17 protein-coding genes are annotated in these 18,581 nt (G+C 61.4%); 10 read left to right on the top strand and 7 right to left on the bottom strand.

Annotation, left to right across the window (positions count from 1 at the left end; translation table 11 throughout):
- The first annotated feature begins 130 nt into the window (after nt 1-130).
- The 4 genes from N554_RS0119875 to N554_RS36145 all read left to right on the top strand — a co-directional run bounded on the left by N554_RS0119875 (nt 131) and on the right by N554_RS36145 (nt 4,758).
- On the top strand, nt 131-1,210 hold the full coding sequence (locus tag N554_RS0119875) for an esterase-like activity of phytase family protein (protein ID WP_029585071.1): 1,080 nt from the start codon (nt 131-133) through the stop codon (nt 1,208-1,210).
- Nucleotides 1,211-1,377: 167 nt separating this feature from the next.
- Nucleotides 1,378-2,490: an NADH:flavin oxidoreductase/NADH oxidase gene (locus N554_RS0119870; RefSeq protein ID WP_029585070.1), complete on the top strand. Its 1,113-nt coding sequence runs from the start codon at nt 1,378-1,380 to the stop codon at nt 2,488-2,490.
- Between the two features lie 547 nt (nt 2,491-3,037).
- A complete protein-coding gene (locus N554_RS0119865) occupies nt 3,038-3,967 on the top strand; it encodes a Bug family tripartite tricarboxylate transporter substrate binding protein (RefSeq protein ID WP_081851332.1) in 930 nt (309 codons plus the stop codon).
- Between the two features lie 548 nt (nt 3,968-4,515).
- On the top strand, nt 4,516-4,758 hold the full coding sequence (locus N554_RS36145) for a hypothetical protein (protein ID WP_036053694.1): 243 nt from the start codon (nt 4,516-4,518) through the stop codon (nt 4,756-4,758).
- A 154-nt stretch (nt 4,759-4,912) separates the two neighbouring features.
- On the opposite strand, the gene aroQ is transcribed toward N554_RS36145, so the two are convergent.
- Nucleotides 4,913-5,353, bottom strand: coding sequence for a type II 3-dehydroquinate dehydratase (aroQ, locus tag N554_RS0119855; protein WP_029585068.1), 441 nt, complete (start codon nt 5,351-5,353; stop codon nt 4,913-4,915).
- 314 nt (nt 5,354-5,667) lie between these two features.
- Between aroQ and N554_RS40140 the strand changes: the two genes are divergently transcribed.
- Nucleotides 5,668-6,276 carry a hypothetical protein gene (locus N554_RS40140; RefSeq protein WP_156042005.1) on the top strand — a complete coding sequence of 203 codons (609 nt, stop codon included), beginning with the start codon at nt 5,668-5,670 and terminating at the stop codon, nt 6,274-6,276.
- A 192-nt stretch (nt 6,277-6,468) separates the two neighbouring features.
- Here N554_RS40140 and N554_RS0119850 read toward each other — a convergent pair whose 3' ends face one another.
- The 5 genes from N554_RS0119850 to rpmB all read right to left on the bottom strand — a co-directional run bounded on the left by N554_RS0119850 (nt 6,469) and on the right by rpmB (nt 9,593).
- A complete protein-coding gene (locus N554_RS0119850; protein WP_051677596.1) occupies nt 6,469-6,921 on the bottom strand; it encodes a class I SAM-dependent methyltransferase in 453 nt (150 codons plus the stop codon).
- Nucleotides 6,922-7,067: 146 nt separating this feature from the next.
- Nucleotides 7,068-7,544, bottom strand: a complete 477-nt coding sequence (locus N554_RS0119845) for a hypothetical protein (RefSeq protein ID WP_029585066.1) — start codon at nt 7,542-7,544, stop codon at nt 7,068-7,070.
- Entirely contained in the window at nt 7,534-8,433 is a 900-nt protein-coding gene (locus N554_RS42150) for a Z1 domain-containing protein (RefSeq protein WP_051677595.1), read from the bottom strand. Before N554_RS42150 ends, N554_RS0119845 begins: the two co-directional genes overlap by 11 nt.
- Nucleotides 8,408-9,076, bottom strand: coding sequence for a DEAD/DEAH box helicase family protein (locus N554_RS42145; RefSeq protein ID WP_051677594.1), 669 nt, complete (start codon nt 9,074-9,076; stop codon nt 8,408-8,410). Before N554_RS42145 ends, N554_RS42150 begins: the two co-directional genes overlap by 26 nt.
- Nucleotides 9,077-9,284: 208 nt before the next feature.
- Nucleotides 9,285-9,593, bottom strand: a complete 309-nt coding sequence (gene rpmB, locus N554_RS0119835; RefSeq protein WP_029585065.1) for a 50S ribosomal protein L28 — start codon at nt 9,591-9,593, stop codon at nt 9,285-9,287.
- A 541-nt stretch (nt 9,594-10,134) separates the two neighbouring features.
- Here rpmB and N554_RS0119825 point away from each other — a divergent pair.
- The 5 genes from N554_RS0119825 to N554_RS38520 all read left to right on the top strand — a co-directional run bounded on the left by N554_RS0119825 (nt 10,135) and on the right by N554_RS38520 (nt 17,201).
- The gene (locus N554_RS0119825; RefSeq protein ID WP_081851331.1) at nt 10,135-11,031 is read left to right on the top strand and encodes a DUF3108 domain-containing protein; all 897 of its coding nucleotides are present in this window, start codon (nt 10,135-10,137) and stop codon (nt 11,029-11,031) included.
- 705 nt (nt 11,032-11,736) lie between these two features.
- On the top strand, nt 11,737-15,183 hold the full coding sequence (locus tag N554_RS0119820) for a helicase-related protein (RefSeq protein WP_029585063.1): 3,447 nt from the start codon (nt 11,737-11,739) through the stop codon (nt 15,181-15,183).
- An 89-nt stretch (nt 15,184-15,272) separates the two neighbouring features.
- A complete protein-coding gene (locus N554_RS0119815; RefSeq protein ID WP_029585062.1) occupies nt 15,273-15,557 on the top strand; it encodes an RNA-binding S4 domain-containing protein in 285 nt (94 codons plus the stop codon).
- 126 nt (nt 15,558-15,683) lie between these two features.
- Entirely contained in the window at nt 15,684-16,022 is a 339-nt protein-coding gene (gene fdxA / locus N554_RS0119810) for a ferredoxin FdxA (protein ID WP_029585061.1), read from the top strand.
- Between the two features lie 153 nt (nt 16,023-16,175).
- Nucleotides 16,176-17,201: a CarD family transcriptional regulator gene (locus N554_RS38520; protein ID WP_081851330.1), complete on the top strand. Its 1,026-nt coding sequence runs from the start codon at nt 16,176-16,178 to the stop codon at nt 17,199-17,201.
- Nucleotides 17,202-17,395: 194 nt separating this feature from the next.
- Here the strand turns inward: N554_RS38520 and N554_RS0119800 are convergent, their stop codons facing one another.
- Nucleotides 17,396-18,322 (bottom strand): LysR family transcriptional regulator, encoded by a 927-nt coding sequence (locus N554_RS0119800; protein ID WP_051677593.1) that lies wholly within the window; start codon nt 18,320-18,322, stop codon nt 17,396-17,398.
- Nucleotides 18,323-18,581 lie beyond the last annotated feature (259 nt).

The raw sequence follows: 18,581 nt of genomic DNA, 5'->3' as shown, positions 1-18,581 counted from the left end.
ATTTTTGAAAACCAAATGACCGACAGCGGCCACGGATTACCTCACCCTGAGGAGCGGCGTCTTCGCCGCGTCTCGAAGGATGAGCGGCGTGGCCTCGCGGTTCGCGACGGCGCAAGCGCGCCTGCTCACCATGAGGAATGAGCCGCCGCATCTCAGCCGCAGGAATTTCCTGAAATCCACGGCGGCGGGACTTTCGGCGATGGCGCTGCCGGATATCGCGCGGGCGCAGCTTGCAACCCAGGCGCCGCCGAAGACGATCCCGTCGGACGAATTCTCGGCCGCCGTGCCGGTCTCGATCGAGGTCAATGCCCGGCCGATTCCCTCCTTTGAGCCGCGCGACCGCGCGCAGGTGCGGTTCGGGTCGCTGGAATATCGCAGCGGCCTGGTTCTGACCTCGCGCTTTCCGGGCTTCGGCGGCCTGTCCGGATTGCGGCTCGACGCCAAAGGCGAGCGCTTCATCTCGATCAGCGACAAGGGCAGCTGGTTCACCGGCCGCATCCGCTATCAGGGACGCGAGATGACCGGGCTTGACGACGTCGAGGCCGCCCCCTTGCTCGGGCCCGACGGCAAGCCGATCATCGCGCGCGGCTGGTACGATTCCGAATCGATCGCGCTCGACGGTTCGCTGGTCTATATTGGCCTTGAGCGCGTCAATCAGGTGCTTCGCTTCGACTTCAGCAAGGGCTTTACGCGCTCGCGCGGCGAGGTGATCCCGGTGCCGCCGGCGTTGCGCAAGCTGCCGCGCAACAAGGGCATTGAGGCGCTGGTGATGGTGCCCAAGGGCCTGCCGCTCGCCGGCACGCTGGTCGCGCTTTCGGAGCGCGGCCTCGATGCCAACGGCAACCTGATCGGATTTCTGATCGGCGGTCCATCGCCCGGTGAGTTCAGTATCCGCCGCAGCAAAAATTTCGACATCAGCGACGCGGTGCTGCTGCCCTCGGGCGAACTCCTGGTGCTGGAGCGGAAGTTTTCGTGGGTCTCGGGCGTCGGCATCCGCATCCGAAGCATCCCGCTCAGATCGCTGGCGCCGGGTGCCGTGGTCGATGGCGCCGCGATCTTCGATGCGGATTTGGGCCACGAGATCGACAACATGGAAGGCATCGACGCGCACATTACGCCGGAGGGCGATACCGTGCTGACGTTGGTTTCCGACGACAATTTCTCGATGCTCCAGCGCACGCTCTTGCTGCAGTTCACGGTGGTGGAATAGCTTGTCGTCCCGGCCAGGCCAACGGGTCCGGCCTTCGGCCGGCCCACGGCGCCGCCATCGCATCGTTGCTCGATATCGGCGAAATTCGCTGACCCGGGAGTTGGTAATCGCCGCAGCGGCACATAAATTATTCCGACCGCGAGCTTCCCTCCCACCCGGAAATCCCCATGAGCGCCCTGTTTTCTCCGATCAAGCTGCGCGGCCTCGCGCTCCCCAACCGCATCATGGTGGCGCCGATGTGCCAGTATTCGGCCGAGAACGGCGAGGCCAATGACTGGCACTTCGTGCATATCGGCAATCTCGCGCTGTCGGGGGCGGCGATGTTCTGCATCGAGGCGACGGCGGTAGAGGCGATCGGCCGCATCACGCCGGGCTGCCTCGGGTTGTGGAACGACGCTACCGAAGCGGCGCTGAAGCCGATCATGGCGTCGGTGCGTAAGCGCGCCAGGATCGCGGTCGCGATGCAGCTCGCCCACGCCGGCCGCAAGGCATCCAGTCACCGGCCGTGGGAGGGCGGACAGCTGATCCCAACCTCCGAGGGCGGCTGGCAGCCGGAGGGGCCTTCCGCGGTGCCGCACAAGGAGGGCGAGGCTGCTCCGCTGGCGCTCGATACGCTGGGGCTGGCGCGCGTGGCAGAGGCTTTCGTCGCGGCGGCGAAACGCGCCGACCGGCTCGGCATCGACGCCCTCGAGCTGCACTGCGCGCACGGCTATCTCCTGCACCAGTTTCTGTCGCCGATCTCCAACAAGCGCACCGACCAATATGGCGGGAGCCTGCAGAACCGCATGCGCTTCCCGCTGGAAGTGTTCGATGCGATCCGGGCGGTGTTTCCGGATCATAAGCCCGTCGGCATCAAGGTGTCCGCGACCGACTGGGTCGAGGGCGGCTGGGACCTTCGGCAAGCCATAGAATTTGCTCAGGAGCTGAAAAAGCGCGGCGTCGACTGGATCGACGCATCGTCCGGCGGCGTGTCGCCGCTGCAGAAGATTCCGCTTGGCCCCGGCTATCAGGTGCCGTTCGCGAAAGCGATCAAGGAGGCAACCGGTGTCGCCACCATGGCGGTCGGCCTGATCACCGAGGCGCGGCACGCCGAAGACATCATTGCATCCGGCAAGGCCGACATGGTCGCGCTGGCGCGCGCCATGCTCTACGATCCGCGCTGGGGCTGGCACGCCGCGGCCGAACTCGGCGGCGAGGTCGAGGCCCCGCCGCAATATTGGCGCTCGCAGCCCTCGACGCAAAAGGCGCTGTTCGGCGCGACCACGTTCGGGACAAGGTGAGGGGCTACTCCGATCGTTATTGCGAGGAGCGTCGATCAGGCCTTTTTCGCCATCTGCGCAATCGTGTCGATCGCCGCTCCACACCCAGTCGTCATACCCCGCGAAAGCGGGGTATCCAGTACGCCGCGGCCTTTCGATTCCTTCACTGACGCCTCTGGAATACTGGGTCACCCGCTGGAGCCTGTCATCGGGCGGCGCTATGCGCCGACCCGGTGGCGGGTGACGACAGCTGGAAGCGGGGCTAGGCGCCGGGAACAGGCGGCTAGCGACCATACGCCCCGGTTTTCGGCCCTTGTCCGGATGGCGCGTTTGCTGGATCATGTGGCATCTTGCATACACTTAGTTGCATACCCTAAAGACATTCGCTGCCTACTTCATTCCGAGTCAGCCACCCGGAATCGTGCGGCAAAAAGAACAGGCGCCGCCCACGAGCGGACGTGATACCCGGGAGGAAAATGCCGTGAAGCCAAGTGTCGTTAAGCCAAGAATCGTGAAGCCAACAGTCATTCGGTACGCCCTGTTTACAGTTCTGGCGGGCATTGCCGTCATGGCCGGCCAGGCCCAGGCTCAAGCCGAAGCATGGCCGCAGAAGCCGATCACCTTCGTGGTGCCGTTCGCGGCCGGCGGCGGCACCGATGCCTTTGCCCGCCCGCTCGCGGCCCAGCTCGACACCCAGCTCGGAAAGCGCGTGCTGATCGAAAATCGCGCCGGCGCCGGCGGCACGGTGGGCGCCTCGATGGCGTCCAAGGCCGCTCCGGACGGCTACACCTTCTTTGTCGGCGCGGCGCATCACGCCATTGCGCCGTCGCTCTATCCCAACCTCGACTACGACTTCGAGAAGGATTTTGTCGCGGTGGCGCTGATCGCGCGGCCGCCGCAGGTGGTCGTGGTCAATCCCGACAAGGTCGCCGCCAAGACCCTGGCCGAGTTCATCGCCTACGCCCGCGCCAACCCGGGCAAATTGAACTACGGCTCCGCCGGTGCCGGCACCACGCATCATCTCGCCGGCGAGCTGTTCAAGATCCTCACCAAGACCAACATCCAGCACGTCCCCTATCGCGGCGCCGGGCCCGCGATGCAGGACCTCATCGCCGGCCACGTGCCGGTCGTGTTCGACGGGCTCGGCTCGTCGGCGGCGCCGGTCAGGGCCGGGCAGTTGCGCGCGCTCGCGGTCGCCGCGCCCAAGCGGGTGGCGGCGTTCCCCGATCTTCCCACCGCGGCGGAAGCCGGCCTGCCCGGTTATGAAGTGTCGACCTGGTACGGCCTGTTCGCACCGAAGAACACGCCGCCGGAGATCGTCGAACGCATGATCAAGGAAATGCAGACGGCCTTGCAGACGGCCATGATCAAGGAAACCTGGGAGCGCAACGGCTCCGACGTCCCCAACGTGACGGGCCCCGCGTTCGCGACCATGGTGTCCGCGGAAGTCACGCGCTGGCGCAAGGTCGTGAACGAGGCAGTCGTGAAGCTGGATTAGGGTGCGTAAACCGCTGGCACGCGGCATGGGGCAAAACCAAGCTGTCGTTCCGGCGAACGCCGGGACCCATACCCACCGGCGTTTGTGGTCGCAAAGGCAGCTAGCTCCATCTTCTAACCATTGAGGCCGCGGCGTATGGGTCCCGGCGTTCGCCGGGACGACGTGAAGATGATGCCGCCTGACATCCGCGCGGGCTTTTTTCATTCAACCGAACTCCATCCAGTCAGGTCGGTGCGCCGCCCAATGTCCGATTGGGGGCCACCATGAGCGTTTACAGAACCTCATCACCTCATCCCTGCGTAACGGCTTCGCCGTTATCGCTGGAGGAGCGCGCCCTTGCGCGCGTCTCGAAGGATGGCCGCGAGTCCCTGCGTTGCGTCCATCCTTCGAGACGCTTGCTTCGCAAGCTCCTCTCAGGATGAGGTCTGAAACCTGCCGTCCCGGTTTATGACGGCCGTCAACTCCGGCTCGGCGTTAAGGATTTATTAGGATTCGTCATCGCACTTGAAGCGGGGCGCGTATCTGAAGAAGCCTGGCGGGCCGAACCCATGACTAAGCCTGATATCCTGGATCGTAACATCGAGGCGCTGAAGGAATTGCAGCGGGTCGCTTGGCGGCAGCTCGCGGACCCCTCGGTCACCCCTGTCGCGCGCCGCGAACTGCTGGACCAGATCAGGCAAAGCGGCGCCGATTTGCGGCACTGCCTGGAGATGACGTCCGAGCGGGCCCGCTTCCGGGCGCGGGCGATGGCGGATGGCTTCGGCAAGTCTAGACTTCGGTTCCTCGGCTAGAGCAAGCAGCCCTCGGCTTTGTCAGGGGTTCGCTGACGTCACTGGATCGCTTCGTCGCTTCCGCTCCTCGCAATGACGAAAAGAGCGATCCAATGTTGTTGACTGCATTTCGAATAGTTGTCTGACACGACATTCGGGTCGCGGCGAAGCGCGATCAGGATTTTTTCGCCATCTGGGCCAGCGCGTGCATCGCCGCGATATAGCCGTAAGGTCCCAATCCGCAGATCACGCCTGATGCGACCGACGAAATCTTGGAATGCCGGTGATATTCGTCGCGCGCGTGGATATTGGAAATGTGCACTTCGAGCACCGGCCCCTCGAACGCCTTGATGGCATCGAGGATCGCGATCGAGGTGAAGGAATAGCCGGCCGGGTTGATGATGATGGCGTCCGCGCTCTGCCGTGCCGACTGGATCAGGTCGACCAACTCGCCTTCATGGTTCGACTGATGAAAGGAAAGCGTGAGCCCGAGTTGCGCCGCCTGCTGCTCGCAGCCTTCCCTGATCTGCGCCAGCGTGGTCGTCCCGTAGATATGCGGCTCCCGCACTCCCAGAAGATTGAGGTTCGGACCGTTCAGGATCATCAGTCGCTTCATGGGTGTTTCCTCGCTGTTGGGTGGGTCGCCGCGTACCGAGCGTAGCCCGGATGGAGCCAACGGGTCGCGCGAAATGCGCGCCCGATGACAGGCTCCGCGCAATCCGGGAAGAAGTGCGCGGCGCAATCCGGGAAGCGAAATGAGGGTTGGGCTTGCGAGCCTAATCGCTCGCCGTCGTCCCCGCCTAGTGCGCAATTGCGCACGGGACGCGGGGACCCATACGCCGCGGCCTCGCAGTTTTGGCGCGGTGGCTAACGGCTTCTGCTCCAACAAACGATGGTGGTTATGGGTCCCCGCGTTCGCGGGGACGACGGATGGATGGCGCTGTCATTGCGAGCGCAAGCGAAGCAATCCATAGTTACCGCGAACAGAAGCTGGATTGCTTCGTCGCTTCCGCTCCTCGCAATGACGTCAATGCCAGACACAGCTTCGCGATCTCGCCGCGCATCCACGCGAGTTTTGCCGTCAACGTCGCGCCTTCGAAATCAGATGGCGCAGGGAATGCCGGGCGCCCGGTGCGCCCGCAGCCCGTGTGCAATGGTAGTAAGCACACGGTAGTCACCACGGTCACGCCGGAAATCACCCGGCATTCCCTGCGCAATGGTTTTAACGGCGTATTTCGTGCTCTCCCCGGCGACGAATTCGTCTTGTCACCGTCATCCGCGGATGAAGGCTTGTCTGCGCCCGGTCGGGCCGACTTCGCCTCCGCGGATTTAACACCAGCAACGGGTGCCAGGACCACACGGCTTAACCGTCCGCGTCAGCGCCGTTCGTCAGCTCGCCGTTTGATCGCTCACGGGCTCATCACCCGCCCTGCGATTACTTTGCGCGCCCAACGCTGCCGCGTCCACCGCATCCCGCGCCCTACGTCCGTGACGATCGCGAAACGCCCCTCTGAGGGCGCGAGACGGCCAGGGTTCTAGATGTGATTTGGGTGAAACGGGAAGCGGAATATTTTTGCAAACGGGGCTGGACAGGAAATTGGCAGATCGGCCTGATTTGCCCGTCAGGCAATCACGTGGCTCGCTGACGCTATGCGCGCTTACCGCATCCCGCCCGTGGCGAACTGCCATGCTGACGCGGAACTCGCAGGCCTTCTACATTGCGCGCGCCGACTATCCGGACTTTGAAAACGACAGGATCACCTCGCGGCGCATGCGTCCGTCCAAGGCCTCAGGCCCATTGCGAGTTGACGGTGGAGGAAGATAACGACGATTGGCCGGAAGAGTGCGTGCACGTCTACTCTCGATCGTAAGTCCCGACCGCTCCGCAACAGCCGATACAATTTTAGCGTTCGCAATGAACGTGCCACGAACAGTGTTTTCGCCGACTACGTACACGGCCTTACCTCCAGGACAAAGTACACGCGCCGCCTCTTCCACGGAGCTGCGCATATCCTCGATATAGTGAGCAAGTATCGCTTCGTTGCGCGCAGAAAGCTTAGGGCTAAGCTTCAAGTCGGCTATAATTTCTCGAATGTCTTTGTTCTCGTAGGCATCCTGATCGCCGCTTTCAGTGCCAACACTTCCAGTCCGAATGCCGCCCAACTCTCCAACTGTATAGCCCATCCAAACCAACGAAAATTTGCTGCATCGCATGTAGTCGATCGCGTTCAGGTACGGGGGCGATGTTAAAACGAGATCAAAAGTCGCGAGCCTTGCGCGCAGAGAAAGGATAGGTCCGATACTGCTCAAGCGCGTCAGAATTTGTTGCGCTAGACGGCCGCATGTCGCTCTCGCACGCGCGCTCTCAAAGTTTCGGGAATTAAGCCTATTCCTCTAGAGACCTTGTATTTCATCTCGCCCCTATTTCCGGCGAGGTCGTATTGCGCGCGCGGCGGCCGCGAAACGCTTACCCAAGCATTTTCGCTTTCTTGAAAACCCACTATGGTATGTAGGTCGGCAAAAGATAGCGTGACAAGGCCGTCGGTTCCGCACACGAACACCACAAATGAATCGGGAAATTTGTGCTCCAGGTCGAGAAGGTCGGCCGCTTGATCGATATTGAACGAGAATCGCCATGGCGACATTCTCTTTGAAGAATGTTTGACATAAACGCCAACTCTGCCGTTCACCACGAAGGCGTTGATGCGCCCTTCGCGCACAAACGGCCGAAACGAAATCGAGTAGTCACTCTCTATAGCCAGCCGTCGGAGGACGGCGCCTTGGTAAAATTCGTAATCATCCAGCATTTTTTACATTCTTCACAAAGCTGATGTTGCCGTTGAACTTGTAGATCACTCGTGCTTTGCCTTTGTCATTGAAGAAAACCTTGAAATGGTGCACGGCGTCTGGAAACTCGCGTCTGACCTGTCCGAATAGGCCCTTGGTTCGTTCGATCTTGACTTTGTCGGCGTCCTTCATGTTCTCGATGGTACTGGAAGGGTGAAACGCTATAGAGCTGGGTCCATTGGGAAGGATGCGCTGGACATAGCGGATTAAATAGTCAGGCAGAGAGTCGCTTCCGATCAGGGTCTGCAATCGCTTAAGGCAAGCGAGCGGGTCGTTACTTTCATTGATTATCTGTTCAACCTCAGGAGAATAATCGAAAATCGGAAAAGACATCTCACCCTTGTCCAGCAGCACATTTGCTTTGTCGATGCTACTGGATGCCACGGCCGCAATGCGTTGATCTGCGAGCCAGACGGGAGATCCTTTCTTCGTTTTAATTGCCTCGAGGGCAAGCTTGTGAAAAACGAAGCAACGTTGCCAGTCAAGGTACAATTGTTCGGGAATCGTCAGCTCAAAATGAGAAAGATGCTTTCTACGCGACCCAAACATACGTGCGCGCTGGACATACGTATCTTGTTGTATCTTGTGTTTCGAGTCCCGAGTGAAGAACATGGAGAGCAAGTTATCGAACGTGACTCCGCGCGAAACTATATTGCCGCCAATAATGAACGTGAACATGGCTGCCGGTGAGGTAGCCGACTTAAAATCGACGTTCTTATCCCTTTCGCTGTTCATTATGATCGTCGTGGTCTGATCGCAGTTTCTGACGATATAACCAAGTATTCGGCCGGCCTGCTCAGCTCCGTAGAGATTGGCTGCAATCTTATCGAGTTCGTGCGTGTACGCCAATGTAGATGCCGTCGTGACTTATCAGCTGCTTGATAAGCGCATTGATGCGGGTAACGTCCCCTTTGTTGATCAGCGCGTTGGGCGTAGCAAAATCGGCCTCGTCGTCAATGATGACCTTTTTTCGAACCTTCTCCAATTTTTGGTTCAGCTTGGTGAGGTCGCTTGCGTTCTTCTTGCAAAAGACGACGTGAAACCCAGTAGAAAAGGAATAATCGGGGTCGATGACGTCGGAGAAATTGCGGGCCGCTGGCGAGAGGTTAGATCGCTGAAAGCGATCCAGGTTTTGCTGGAGCAATTGTACGCTATCGTTAAGCAGGTGAATGATAACGCGGTGTCCGTCGTCAAGCAGCTTGGCGGTAAGACAGATCATCATTTCGGTCTTTCCGCTTTGCGGTTCGCCGTAAATAACGAAGGAGTTTGTCCCCGCTTGCAAAGTCTCGCCCGCACTCGAAACCGCGGCTTCGATGCACGACGTCTGTTTGTCGAGTTTCTTGAGGCGATTTAGCTGAGTTTGATACCGGTCACGCTGGGCAGCGATTTCCCTTAGTTTGCTGACGTTGACGGCCAACAAGTCCCCCTTAGTTGAATTCCTCGTTGACGCGATCATAGCGAGTATTCGATCGCCAGCAAGATCGTCGGTCATGCTTATTCACCGGCAGGAGTTTCGCCAATCGTACCGTTTGGTGAAGAGGAATCGAACCACCGTATGAGGAGGCTCTAGTCCTTCGAAGTCGGCTATGTCCGATTTGAATCAAAGCGGACCTGCAGACGAATTAAAAAACAGCCGGGTCGAAAGACCCGGCTGTTCAAAATTTCCGTGCGAATGTCGTTGCCAGATCAGCTTCGCTGAATCAGCCCGCCTTCTTCTCCGGCGCCGCCGCGGCTCGCTTCTTCTCGATCGCGCGCTTCAGATCGAGCGCGCGGGGCGAGAGTTCGGTGGCCTTGGCTTTCAGCATGAAGGCATCGAAGCCGCCGCGGTGGTCGACGCTCTTGATGGCGTTGGTCGAAACGCGCAGGCGCACGTTGCGGCCCAGCGCGTCGGAAATGAAGGTGACGTTGCACAGGTTCGGCAGGAACCGGCGCTTGGTCTTGATATTGGAGTGGCTCACCTTGTGGCCCACTTGCGGGCCTTTGGCCGTCAGTTCGCAGCGCCGCGACATCTTACGAAATCCTCTTCATCCCCGGGATCGGTCCATCGGGGGTTCAAAATCACGTGCATCCTAGGGAGCGACGGACGTATAGGGGCAGAGCGGCAGGGCGTCAAGGTTTTGCGACCAGAGCACCTTTCCGCAAGGTCCGGAAAAATGCCCTCAATCAACGGTTTTGAGCGTATTCCGACCCGCAAAGCCGGTTCCCGCCCCGATCAACGTCGAGGGCCTGCTGGTGCGGAACACGCGCGCCGCACGGATCGCGGAAAAGCCGGTTTCGCGGGGCGTTCCGGCCCCTCCCGCCATCGCCCCTGCGCCCATCATATGCCCATCATATAAAGGGCGTATTCGCCGCCGACATCAGAGCTTGCGCGCTTATACCGGCGTAAGTTACGGATTTGCTTAAAAGGCGCGCGGTTTTCAGGGCGCGCGTTCTTTTGGCAAAACCGGTCTTTTGACAAAACCGGTGCTTTAACAAAGCCGGTGCCCCCGGACCAAGTCCGAGGGCATGCTTTTGCGGAATACGCGTTGTTTGCGGGATATGTTTGCCTAGATGACACGCTATACGCGCGCAACGCAGGACCGCCGATCCGTGACCACGCTCCGCTTCATCTCGTCCCGGCTTGCCCAAGCGGGGTTCGGAGGCCTGTGCGCCGGCGCTTTCGTGCTGCTCGCGCCGGAGGCCGGCTTCGCGCAGGGCAGGCTGGATGCGCATTATGAGGCGACGCTGGCGGGCATCCCCGTCGGCAAGGGCGCCTGGACCATCGATATATCGGACGATCAGTTTTCGGCGTCGGCCTCCGGCGGCACCTCGGGACTTTTGAAAGCGTTCGCCGGCGGCTCCGGCACCGGCGCCGCCCAGGGCCGCGTCGTCAACGGCGCGCCGGTGGCGACGAATTATTCCGCAAGCACGACGGCCTCGAAGAAAACCGAAGCCATCCGCATGGTCCTGGCGAACGGCACCATCAAGGAATTCGCGATCGAGCCGGAACCACCGGTCGACGCCAACCGCGTTCCCGTCACCGAGGCGCATCGCCGCGGCGTCTTCGACCCGATGACGGGATCGATGCTGCGGGTGCCGGGCACCGCGGATCCGCTCAGCCCCGAGGCCTGCCGCACCGCCACGGCGATCTTCGACGGCCGCATGCGCTACGATCTCAAGCTCGACTTCAAGCGCATGGAAACCGTGAAGGCGGAAAAGGGCTATCATGGCCCGGCGGTGGTCTGCGCGGTGTATTTCTCGCCGGTCGCCGGCTACATCCCAGATCGCCCGGTGATCAAATACCTTGCCGCCCAGCGCAGCATCGAAATCGCCTTTGTGCCGGTCGCGGGCACCCGCATCCTGGTGCCGTTCTGGCTGAAAATCCCGACGCCGCTCGGCCCCGCGATGCTGGAGGCCACGCAATTCATCACGCAGGCGATGCCGCCGCGTGTCGCCAAGACGCAATGACAAAATGACAAGACGCAATGATTGCTGGAACGGAGATTTTATTTGCGCGTCGTCCCCGCCGAAGAGCGGGGACCCATAAACACAGGCGTCAATTGTTGAAGCAAGCGTCAGCCACTTGACCCTACCGATAGGTTACGCGGTATGGGTCCCGGCGCGCGCTCGCACCGGACAGCGCAAGTGCGCTGCCGGGGGCTCGCTTGGCCAGGAGGACGAGGGCTTGGTGAAACTAAGCGGGAAGGCGGCGATGAATCCTGTTGACTCCTTGGGCTTTCTGATTCGACTCCGAGGTCGCGCCACGGTTAAGGATTTCACCGATAAACCGTCTCTTGTCGAGCCGCGCCAAACTTGATCTAGTGCCGCCACAAAGCGTCAACGCGAGATGTTGCGGTGAACGAAGCCGGAGAGCATGGGAGTCACCGATTCGGGCGCGATTCGTTCCGGACTCGTTCCAGAGCTTAAGCCGCGACCTTACATGCGTCGCATTGTGAAACACAGTCGGCGTGAAACACAGTCGGCGTGAAACACAGTCGGCGCAAATGGTGCCAAACGACAAATGAGTTGAGGGTTTTCCCGTCATTGCGAGGAGCGAAGCGACGAAGCAATCCATTCTTGCTAGTTGCCCAATGGATTGCTTCGTGGAGCTTGTCATCGGGCGTTGGCTCGCAATGACGAAAGGCGCCAACAATAAAAGAAACACCCGTAAATATGGCTTTCTCTTCTTCGTTCGCCAACGAACGGGCTCCCGGCTCAGGCGTTACCGCCGTGCTCGGGCCGACCAATACCGGCAAGACCCATCTCGCGATCGAGCGGATGCTCGCGCATTCCTCCGGGGTGATCGGTCTGCCGCTGCGGCTGTTGGCGCGCGAGGTCTACAACAAGATCGCCGCCCGCGCGGGTGCGGATTCCGTCGCGCTGATTACCGGCGAAGAAAAGATAAAACCGCCGAAGCCGCGGTTCTGGGTCTCCACCGTGGAGGCGATGCCCAGGGATCTCGACGTGTCGTTTCTCGCCGTCGATGAAATCCAGATCGCGGCTGATCTGGAGCGCGGCCACGTCTTCACCGATCGCATCCTGCATCGGCGCGGCCGCGACGAAACGCTGCTGCTCGGCGCCGCCACCATGCGTCCGATCATCGAGCGATTATTGCCCGGCGCCAACATCGTCACGCGGCCGCGGCTGTCGCAACTTGAATTCGCCGGCGACCGCAAGATCACCCGCCAGCCGCGGCGCACCGCGATCGTCGCGTTTTCGGCCGATGAGGTCTATGCGATCGCGGAGTTGATCCGCCGCCAGCATGGCGGCGCGGCGGTAGTGCTGGGATCGCTGTCGCCGCGCACCCGCAACGCCCAGGTGGCGATGTTCCAGTCCGGCGACGTCGATTATCTGGTTGCGACCGATGCGGTGGGCATGGGGCTCAATCTCGACGTCGATCACGTCGCGTTCGCCTCCGACCGCAAATACGACGGCTATCAGTTTCGCCGCCTCAACCCGGCCGAATTCGCGCAGATTGCCGGCCGCGCCGGGCGTGCCACCCGCGACGGCACCTTCGGCACCACCGGCCGCTGCGCGCCGTTCGAGCCCGAACTGGTCAATGCGCTGCAAAATCACACCTTCGACAGCGTGAAAGTCCTGCAATGGCGCAATTCGAAGCTGGATTTTTCCTCGCTCGGCGCGCTGCAGGTCTCGCTGGCGCTGACGCCTGGCCACGAATCGCTCACCCGCGCGCCGATCGCGGAAGATTTGCGCGTGCTTGATCACGCCGCGCGCGACGCCGATGTGCGCGAGATGGCGCATGGCGCGGCCGCGGTCGAACGGCTGTGGGACGCCTGCCAGATTCCGGATTACCGCAAGATTGCGCCTGCGGCGCATGCCGAGCTGGTGACCACGCTGTTCGGGTTTCTCATGCGCAAGGGCTGGATTCCCGACGCATGGTTTGCCGCCCAGGTCGAGCAGGCGGACCGCAGCGACGGCGATATCGACACGCTATCGAGCCGGATCGCCCAAATCCGCACCTGGACGTTCGTGGCCAATCGCCCGGACTGGCTGGCCGATCCCGAGCATTGGCAGGGAATCGCGCGAGAAGTTGAAAATAAATTGTCGGATGCGCTCCATGAACGGCTCACGGAGCGTTTCGTTGATCGCCGTACCAGTGTATTGATGCGCCGTTTGCGGGAAAACACGATGTTGAATACGGAAATCGGCAAGACCGGCGAAGTGATCGTAGAAGGCCATGTAATCGGCCGGCTCGACGGATTCACCTTTGCACCCGACGCGGCGGAGGCCGGCTCCGACGCCAAGGCGTTGCAGGCGACCGCGCAAAAAGCGCTCGCCGGCGAAATCGACGCGCGCGCCGAGAAACTGTCCGCCGCACCCGACGAGCAGTTCGTGCTGGCCTCCGACGGCACGCTGCGCTGGACCGGCGATGCCGTCGCAAAGCTGGTTGCCTCCGACGACGTGCTGCGTCCGCGCATCCGCATCATCTCCGACGAGCGCCTGAACGGCGCGCCGCGCGAGGCGGTGCAGACGCGGCTCGAGCTGTGGCTGAAGACGCATATCGAAAAGCTGCTGAGCCCGCTGTTCGATCTGGCCAAGGCCGAAGACATCACCGGGATCGCGCGCGGCATCGCGTTTCAGCTGATCGAGGCGCTCGGGGTGATCGAGCGTTCCAGGATCGCGGCCGAGATGAAGGATCTCGACCAGCCGTCGCGGGCCTTGCTGCGCAAATACGGCGTCCGCTTCGGCGCCTACCACATCTACCTTCCGGCGCTGCTGAAGCCGGCGGCGCGCGCGCTGGCCTCGCTGCTGTGGGCGCAGAAGCAGGACAATGTCGACATGTCGGCGCTATCGGGGGCGCAGCATCTTGCCGGCAGCGGCCGCACCTCGTTCCCGGTCGACAAGCTGCTCGAGCGCGACGCCTATCGCGTGCTGGGCTATCGGCAATGCGGTGAACGCGCGGTGCGGGTCGATATTCTCGAGCGCCTCGCCGATCTGATTCGTCCGGCTTTGGCATGGCGCGAAACCTCGCCCGGCGAAAAGCCTGCCGGCGCGTTCGACGGCCGCGGCTTCACGGTCACCCAGGCGATGACCTCGCTGACCGGTTCGGCCGGCGAGGACTTTGCCTCGATCCTGCGTGCGATCGGCTATCGCATGGAGCGTCGTCCGCCGCCGCCGCCGAAACCGGCGCCGGTCGTGGTTGAAACGGCTGTGGAGGAAGCGCCGGCGGAAGCTGCGTCGGAAACGCTGTCGGAGGCGGCAGCGGTGGAGGCCGCAGGTGCGACCGCGAACGTGGTTGCCGCCGATACGCCGGTTGCGGCCGATAACGATAATGTCGCGGGCGCTACCGCCGCTGCTCCGTCCGCTTCCGACGCTACCACACCCGCGCCAGCGCCCTCGGTGACGTTGTTGCCGGAGGTCGAATTTTCACCGCCGACAACGGCCGATGAACCGGCCGCGGTGGAAGCCGAATCTGCCGAAGTCCCGCCGGAGCCGGTGGCTTCGGGAGAGACTCCAGCGCCCGAAGCGCCGCAGCCACAGATCAGCTCTGAAGCAACAGCAGAGACGGTCGTCGCCAGCGACGCCGCAGTGGCGGATGCGGACGCCGCGACGGCCGCGCCCGAAGCGGTGGCGGCGCCCGAATTGGTCGAGGTCTGGCGGCCCGGCGGCCGGCCGGAAGAGCGCCGGCCGCGTCATGATCGCAGCCGTCATCGCCATCACGAGCGTGCGAAGGAAGGCGAGGCGCCTGCCGCTGCCGGGGAGGCCGGCGACGCCGCAAAGCACGAGCGGCACCGGCGCGGACGGCGCGAGCGCAACAATGAATTCCGCAAACCCCGCACCGATGCGCCGGCCGAAGGCGTGACGGCCGCCGCCGCCGATGGCGCGCCGGTTCGCGAAGTGCGCGAGGACAAGGGTCGTCCGCCGCGCGAGCGTTTTCAGGGCAGGGACAAGGGCAGGGAAGACAAGCACAAGGGCAAGTTCGGGGGCGGGCGCGACAAGGGCGGACGCGACAAGCGCCCCGATGGCGGGCCCTCGCACCGGCAGTTCGCGACCAGCGCACCGCCGCGCGAACGCGACCGTCCGATCGACCCCAACTCGCCGTTTGCCAAGCTGGCGGCGCTCAAGGAGCAGCTTACCGCCAACCGCAAGGATCGCTAACAAGGATCGCTGGAGCGTTTCCAGGCGAAAGGGTGCCGGTTCGCGTCAAGAGAACGAGCAAAATACCGATTGGTTTGTAGTGGTGTGGCTTGGAGCGCCAGCGTCTCGATAAATGGTTGTGGCACGCGCGGGTGGTCAAGGCCCGCACCAGCGCCGCCGCGCTGGTCGAGGCCGGACATGTCCGTATCAATGGCGTGCGCGAGATGACGCCCGGCCACACCGTGAAGGCCGGCGACGTGCTGACGATCGGGCTCGACCGCACCGTGCGCGTCCTCAAGGTGGTCGGGTTCGCGCAGCGGCGAGGGGACGCCTCGGCGGCGCGCGTGCTCTATGACGATTTGCAGAATGACGATTTGCAGAACCGGCAAGAGTAACTATTTGCTTTCAGGCGAATTGCAGGAATGCTGAAAACGCCGCGTCGAAGCCCGCAGCTTCCCTTGCGGCTGCGGAGTTCCTGCGCTACGCCAGCCACACAAAATTGATCCGTTCCGGAGCCCTGGATGACTTACGTCGTCACTGAAGCCTGCATCAAATGCAAATATACCGACTGCGTTGAAGTTTGCCCTGTGGACTGTTTCTACGAGGGTGACAACATGCTGGTCATCCATCCGGACGAATGCATCGACTGCGGCGTGTGCGAACCGGAGTGTCCCGCCGACGCCATCAAGCCGGACACCGAGCCCGGTCTGGAAAAGTGGCTGGAGGTAAATACCGAATACGCCAAGAGTTGGCCCAACATCACCCAGAAAAAGGAATCTCCGCCCGACGCGAAAGATTTCGAGGGCATGGAAGGCAAGTTCGAGAAATATTTTTCCCCGGCACCCGGCACCGGCGACTAACCGAATACTGGCTACAACTTAACCCTAATCGCGCTGATATCGCCGAAACGGCCCCTAGAGCGTCCAGAACGGGCGTAAATCATTGATTTTTGCGGAAAATGTGCTATATTAGGCACATTATTAGCCGAACCCGTCAGCCCGCTTATGGCCCCTATGGGTTCCCGTGAAAACATCGAACAGGGGCGTGGCAGTTTCCGCGCGCAGGCTGTGTCACAGAAAACGCGTAAAAAGAGTGCTTCCAAGACGTCCAAGAAAGCCGCCGCGGCCCGCCGCAGCGCGACCAAGAGCCGTGCCCGGAGTTCTCTAAAGGATACCCGGGCCGCCACCAAGGCCTCGGCTGCAAAATCCTCAAAAAACAAAAGAAGCGCAATGCCAAACAAGACTGCAAAAACTGCCGTGAAAGCGACTGCTTCGAAAGCCCCCGCTTCGAAGGCCCCCGCTGCAAAGGCCCCTGTTTCGAAGGTTGCTTCCTCCAAAATTGCCGCAAAAACCATCGCCAAGGCGGCCGTCAAGCCGGCCGCGCACAAGCCCGCCGCAAAGCCGGTGGCGGCTGCGCCGCGCGTCGAGGAGCCGAAGAAGGTTTTGACCCAGCGCCAAGGCTTCAAGACCAACGAATTCGTGGTTTATCCCGCGCACGGCGTTGGCCAGATTCTGGCCATCGAGGACCAGGAGATCGCCGGCGCCAAGCTTGAATTGTTCGTGATCAGCTTCATGAAAGACAAGATGACGCTGCGGGTGCCGACCGCCAAGGTCGCCAATGTCGGCATGCGCAAGCTGTCGGAGCCCGCTTTGGTCAAGCGCGCGCTGGAGACCCTGAAAGGCCGCGCCCGCGTCAAGCGCACGATGTGGTCGCGCCGGGCCCAGGAATATGAAGCCAAGATCAATTCCGGAGACATTGTCGCGATCGCCGAAGTGGTGCGCGATCTCTATCGCTCGGAATCGCAGCCCGAACAGTCCTACAGCGAACGTCAGCTCTACGAGGCGGCGCTCGATCGCCTGTCGCGGGAAATCGCCGTCGTGCAGCATGTGACCGAAACCGAGGCGGTCAAGGAAGTCGAAGGCCAGCTCGCCAAGAGCCCGCGCCGCGGCGCCAAGGCCGAGGCCGTCGAGGCCGATGGTGATGCTGCCGATGCAGACGCCGATGGCGACGATGCCGCCGTCGCGGATGAGGCCGCGTAAACAGCCTCGCAAGATCGCCAATCAATCAAAGCCCGGTCCGAACGACCGGGCTTTTTATTTGCGTGATTTATCAACACGTCGTCCCGGCCAAGTGAGCCAACGGGTCGGCGCAAAGCGCCGCCCGATGACAGGCCCCGCGAACGCCGAGCCGGGAACCATACGCCGTGTACTCTCGGGAGGCCGCTGGAGCTAGACTAGCCAGCGGCTGCGGACTCTCGAGAGGCCAAGTAGGTTGCGTTAGTTCTTGGCCTAGCGTCCAGCAGGCAATTTGCCATTGAGCGCACAAATCGCGATTGGCGGATATCGGTACGAAAACCAAGGAAAAAGTCACACGGAATGACCGGCTTAAACGGGCGAAGCACCAAATCGATGCTCCCCAAGCCTTCAATGCACATTGGGTTTACAAGGCCGACTCCAACGCCTGCGCTAACCATAGATAAAAGGGTCATGCACATTGGAGTTTCAGCGACAACGTTAAATTTGTACCCGCCCCCTTCCATAAGATCTGCGACAGCACGCCGCATCTTGGCGGCCGGTGTATGGGCAATATACTCCACGTTATGAAGGTCAGCCGGAGTAATGATGTCCTTCGTTGCCAGCTTATGTTGCGGTGACATGGCACACATAGCAGCGTCGCCTGAAAAAGGCTGATACTCGATCCCAGAAAAATCTATTTCCTTTGGTGCCACGCCAATGTCGACTTGGCGGGTTGCCACAGCCGTCCAGACCTCCGCGGTCGACATCAACTGCGCAGCGACGGAAACATCGGGATGTATCCGGCGGAAGGCGGTGACCGCTCGCGACACTATCGGTAACCCGATGCCTGGCATATTTGCGATTCGGACGATTCCTGCTCCGCGTTCACGGATCTGAGAAGCAGAGTGCTTCAATACTTCCAGACCGACAAATGTGCGCTCAACGTCAGCGTAAAAGATGCGGCATTCTGGCGTGGGGTCCAATCGTCCACGACTTCGATCGAATAGCGAAAATCCGATCGTTTTCTCCAGCTCCGAAATTAACCGACTGACAGCAGGCTGCGTGACTCCCAGGATTCCAGCCGCGCTAGACGCCGAGCCGGATTTCATGATTGCCCGAAATGCTTCGACCTGACGAATCTGCATGAGCACGCTACCTGGTGGACATTCATGAGCACTCTATAAGGGCTAGTAATACGGGTGCGTAAACTACTGATTTGAATTTCCAGCAGAGCACATGCAAGCTTTGCCCGGCCAGAAAAAAAACGTCAACGAAAAACAGCGGTACCAGCGTGTCAGGTATGCAAACGAACGACATTAGAGACATTAGAGGAGGCTGAAGTGGCAGACCAAGATCCGCCAGACGGGTCACAACACCCCCCCGCGACCTCTTGAATCATCGACA

This window comes from Bradyrhizobium sp. URHD0069, from assembly GCF_000701345.1.
Lineage (GTDB): Bacteria > Pseudomonadota > Alphaproteobacteria > Rhizobiales > Xanthobacteraceae > Bradyrhizobium.
This window is presented reverse-complemented; position numbering and strand designations above follow the sequence as displayed.

Coding starts and splice junctions, on each gene's coding strand:
- N554_RS0119875 (WP_029585071.1), top strand. CDS start 131: ATGAGGAATGAGCCGCCGCATCTCAGCCGCAGGAATTTCCTGAAATCC.
- N554_RS36145 (WP_036053694.1), top strand. CDS start 4,516: ATGACTAAGCCTGATATCCTGGATCGTAACATCGAGGCGCTGAAGGAA.
- N554_RS0119850 (WP_051677596.1), bottom strand. CDS start 6,921: ATGGGCTATACAGTTGGAGAGTTGGGCGGCATTCGGACTGGAAGTGTT.
- aroQ (WP_029585068.1), bottom strand. CDS start 5,353: ATGAAGCGACTGATGATCCTGAACGGTCCGAACCTCAATCTTCTGGGA.
- N554_RS0119800 (WP_051677593.1), bottom strand. CDS start 18,322: ATGCAGATTCGTCAGGTCGAAGCATTTCGGGCAATCATGAAATCCGGC.
- N554_RS38520 (WP_081851330.1), top strand. CDS start 16,176: ATGGGTTCCCGTGAAAACATCGAACAGGGGCGTGGCAGTTTCCGCGCG.
- N554_RS0119865 (WP_081851332.1), top strand. CDS start 3,038: ATGGCCGGCCAGGCCCAGGCTCAAGCCGAAGCATGGCCGCAGAAGCCG.
- rpmB (WP_029585065.1), bottom strand. CDS start 9,593: ATGTCGCGGCGCTGCGAACTGACGGCCAAAGGCCCGCAAGTGGGCCAC.
- N554_RS0119870 (WP_029585070.1), top strand. CDS start 1,378: ATGAGCGCCCTGTTTTCTCCGATCAAGCTGCGCGGCCTCGCGCTCCCC.
- N554_RS40140 (WP_156042005.1), top strand. CDS start 5,668: ATGGATGGCGCTGTCATTGCGAGCGCAAGCGAAGCAATCCATAGTTAC.
- N554_RS42145 (WP_051677594.1), bottom strand. CDS start 9,076: ATGACCGACGATCTTGCTGGCGATCGAATACTCGCTATGATCGCGTCA.
- N554_RS0119825 (WP_081851331.1), top strand. CDS start 10,135: ATGACACGCTATACGCGCGCAACGCAGGACCGCCGATCCGTGACCACG.
- N554_RS0119845 (WP_029585066.1), bottom strand. CDS start 7,544: ATGCTGGATGATTACGAATTTTACCAAGGCGCCGTCCTCCGACGGCTG.
- fdxA (WP_029585061.1), top strand. CDS start 15,684: ATGACTTACGTCGTCACTGAAGCCTGCATCAAATGCAAATATACCGAC.
- N554_RS0119820 (WP_029585063.1), top strand. CDS start 11,737: ATGGCTTTCTCTTCTTCGTTCGCCAACGAACGGGCTCCCGGCTCAGGC.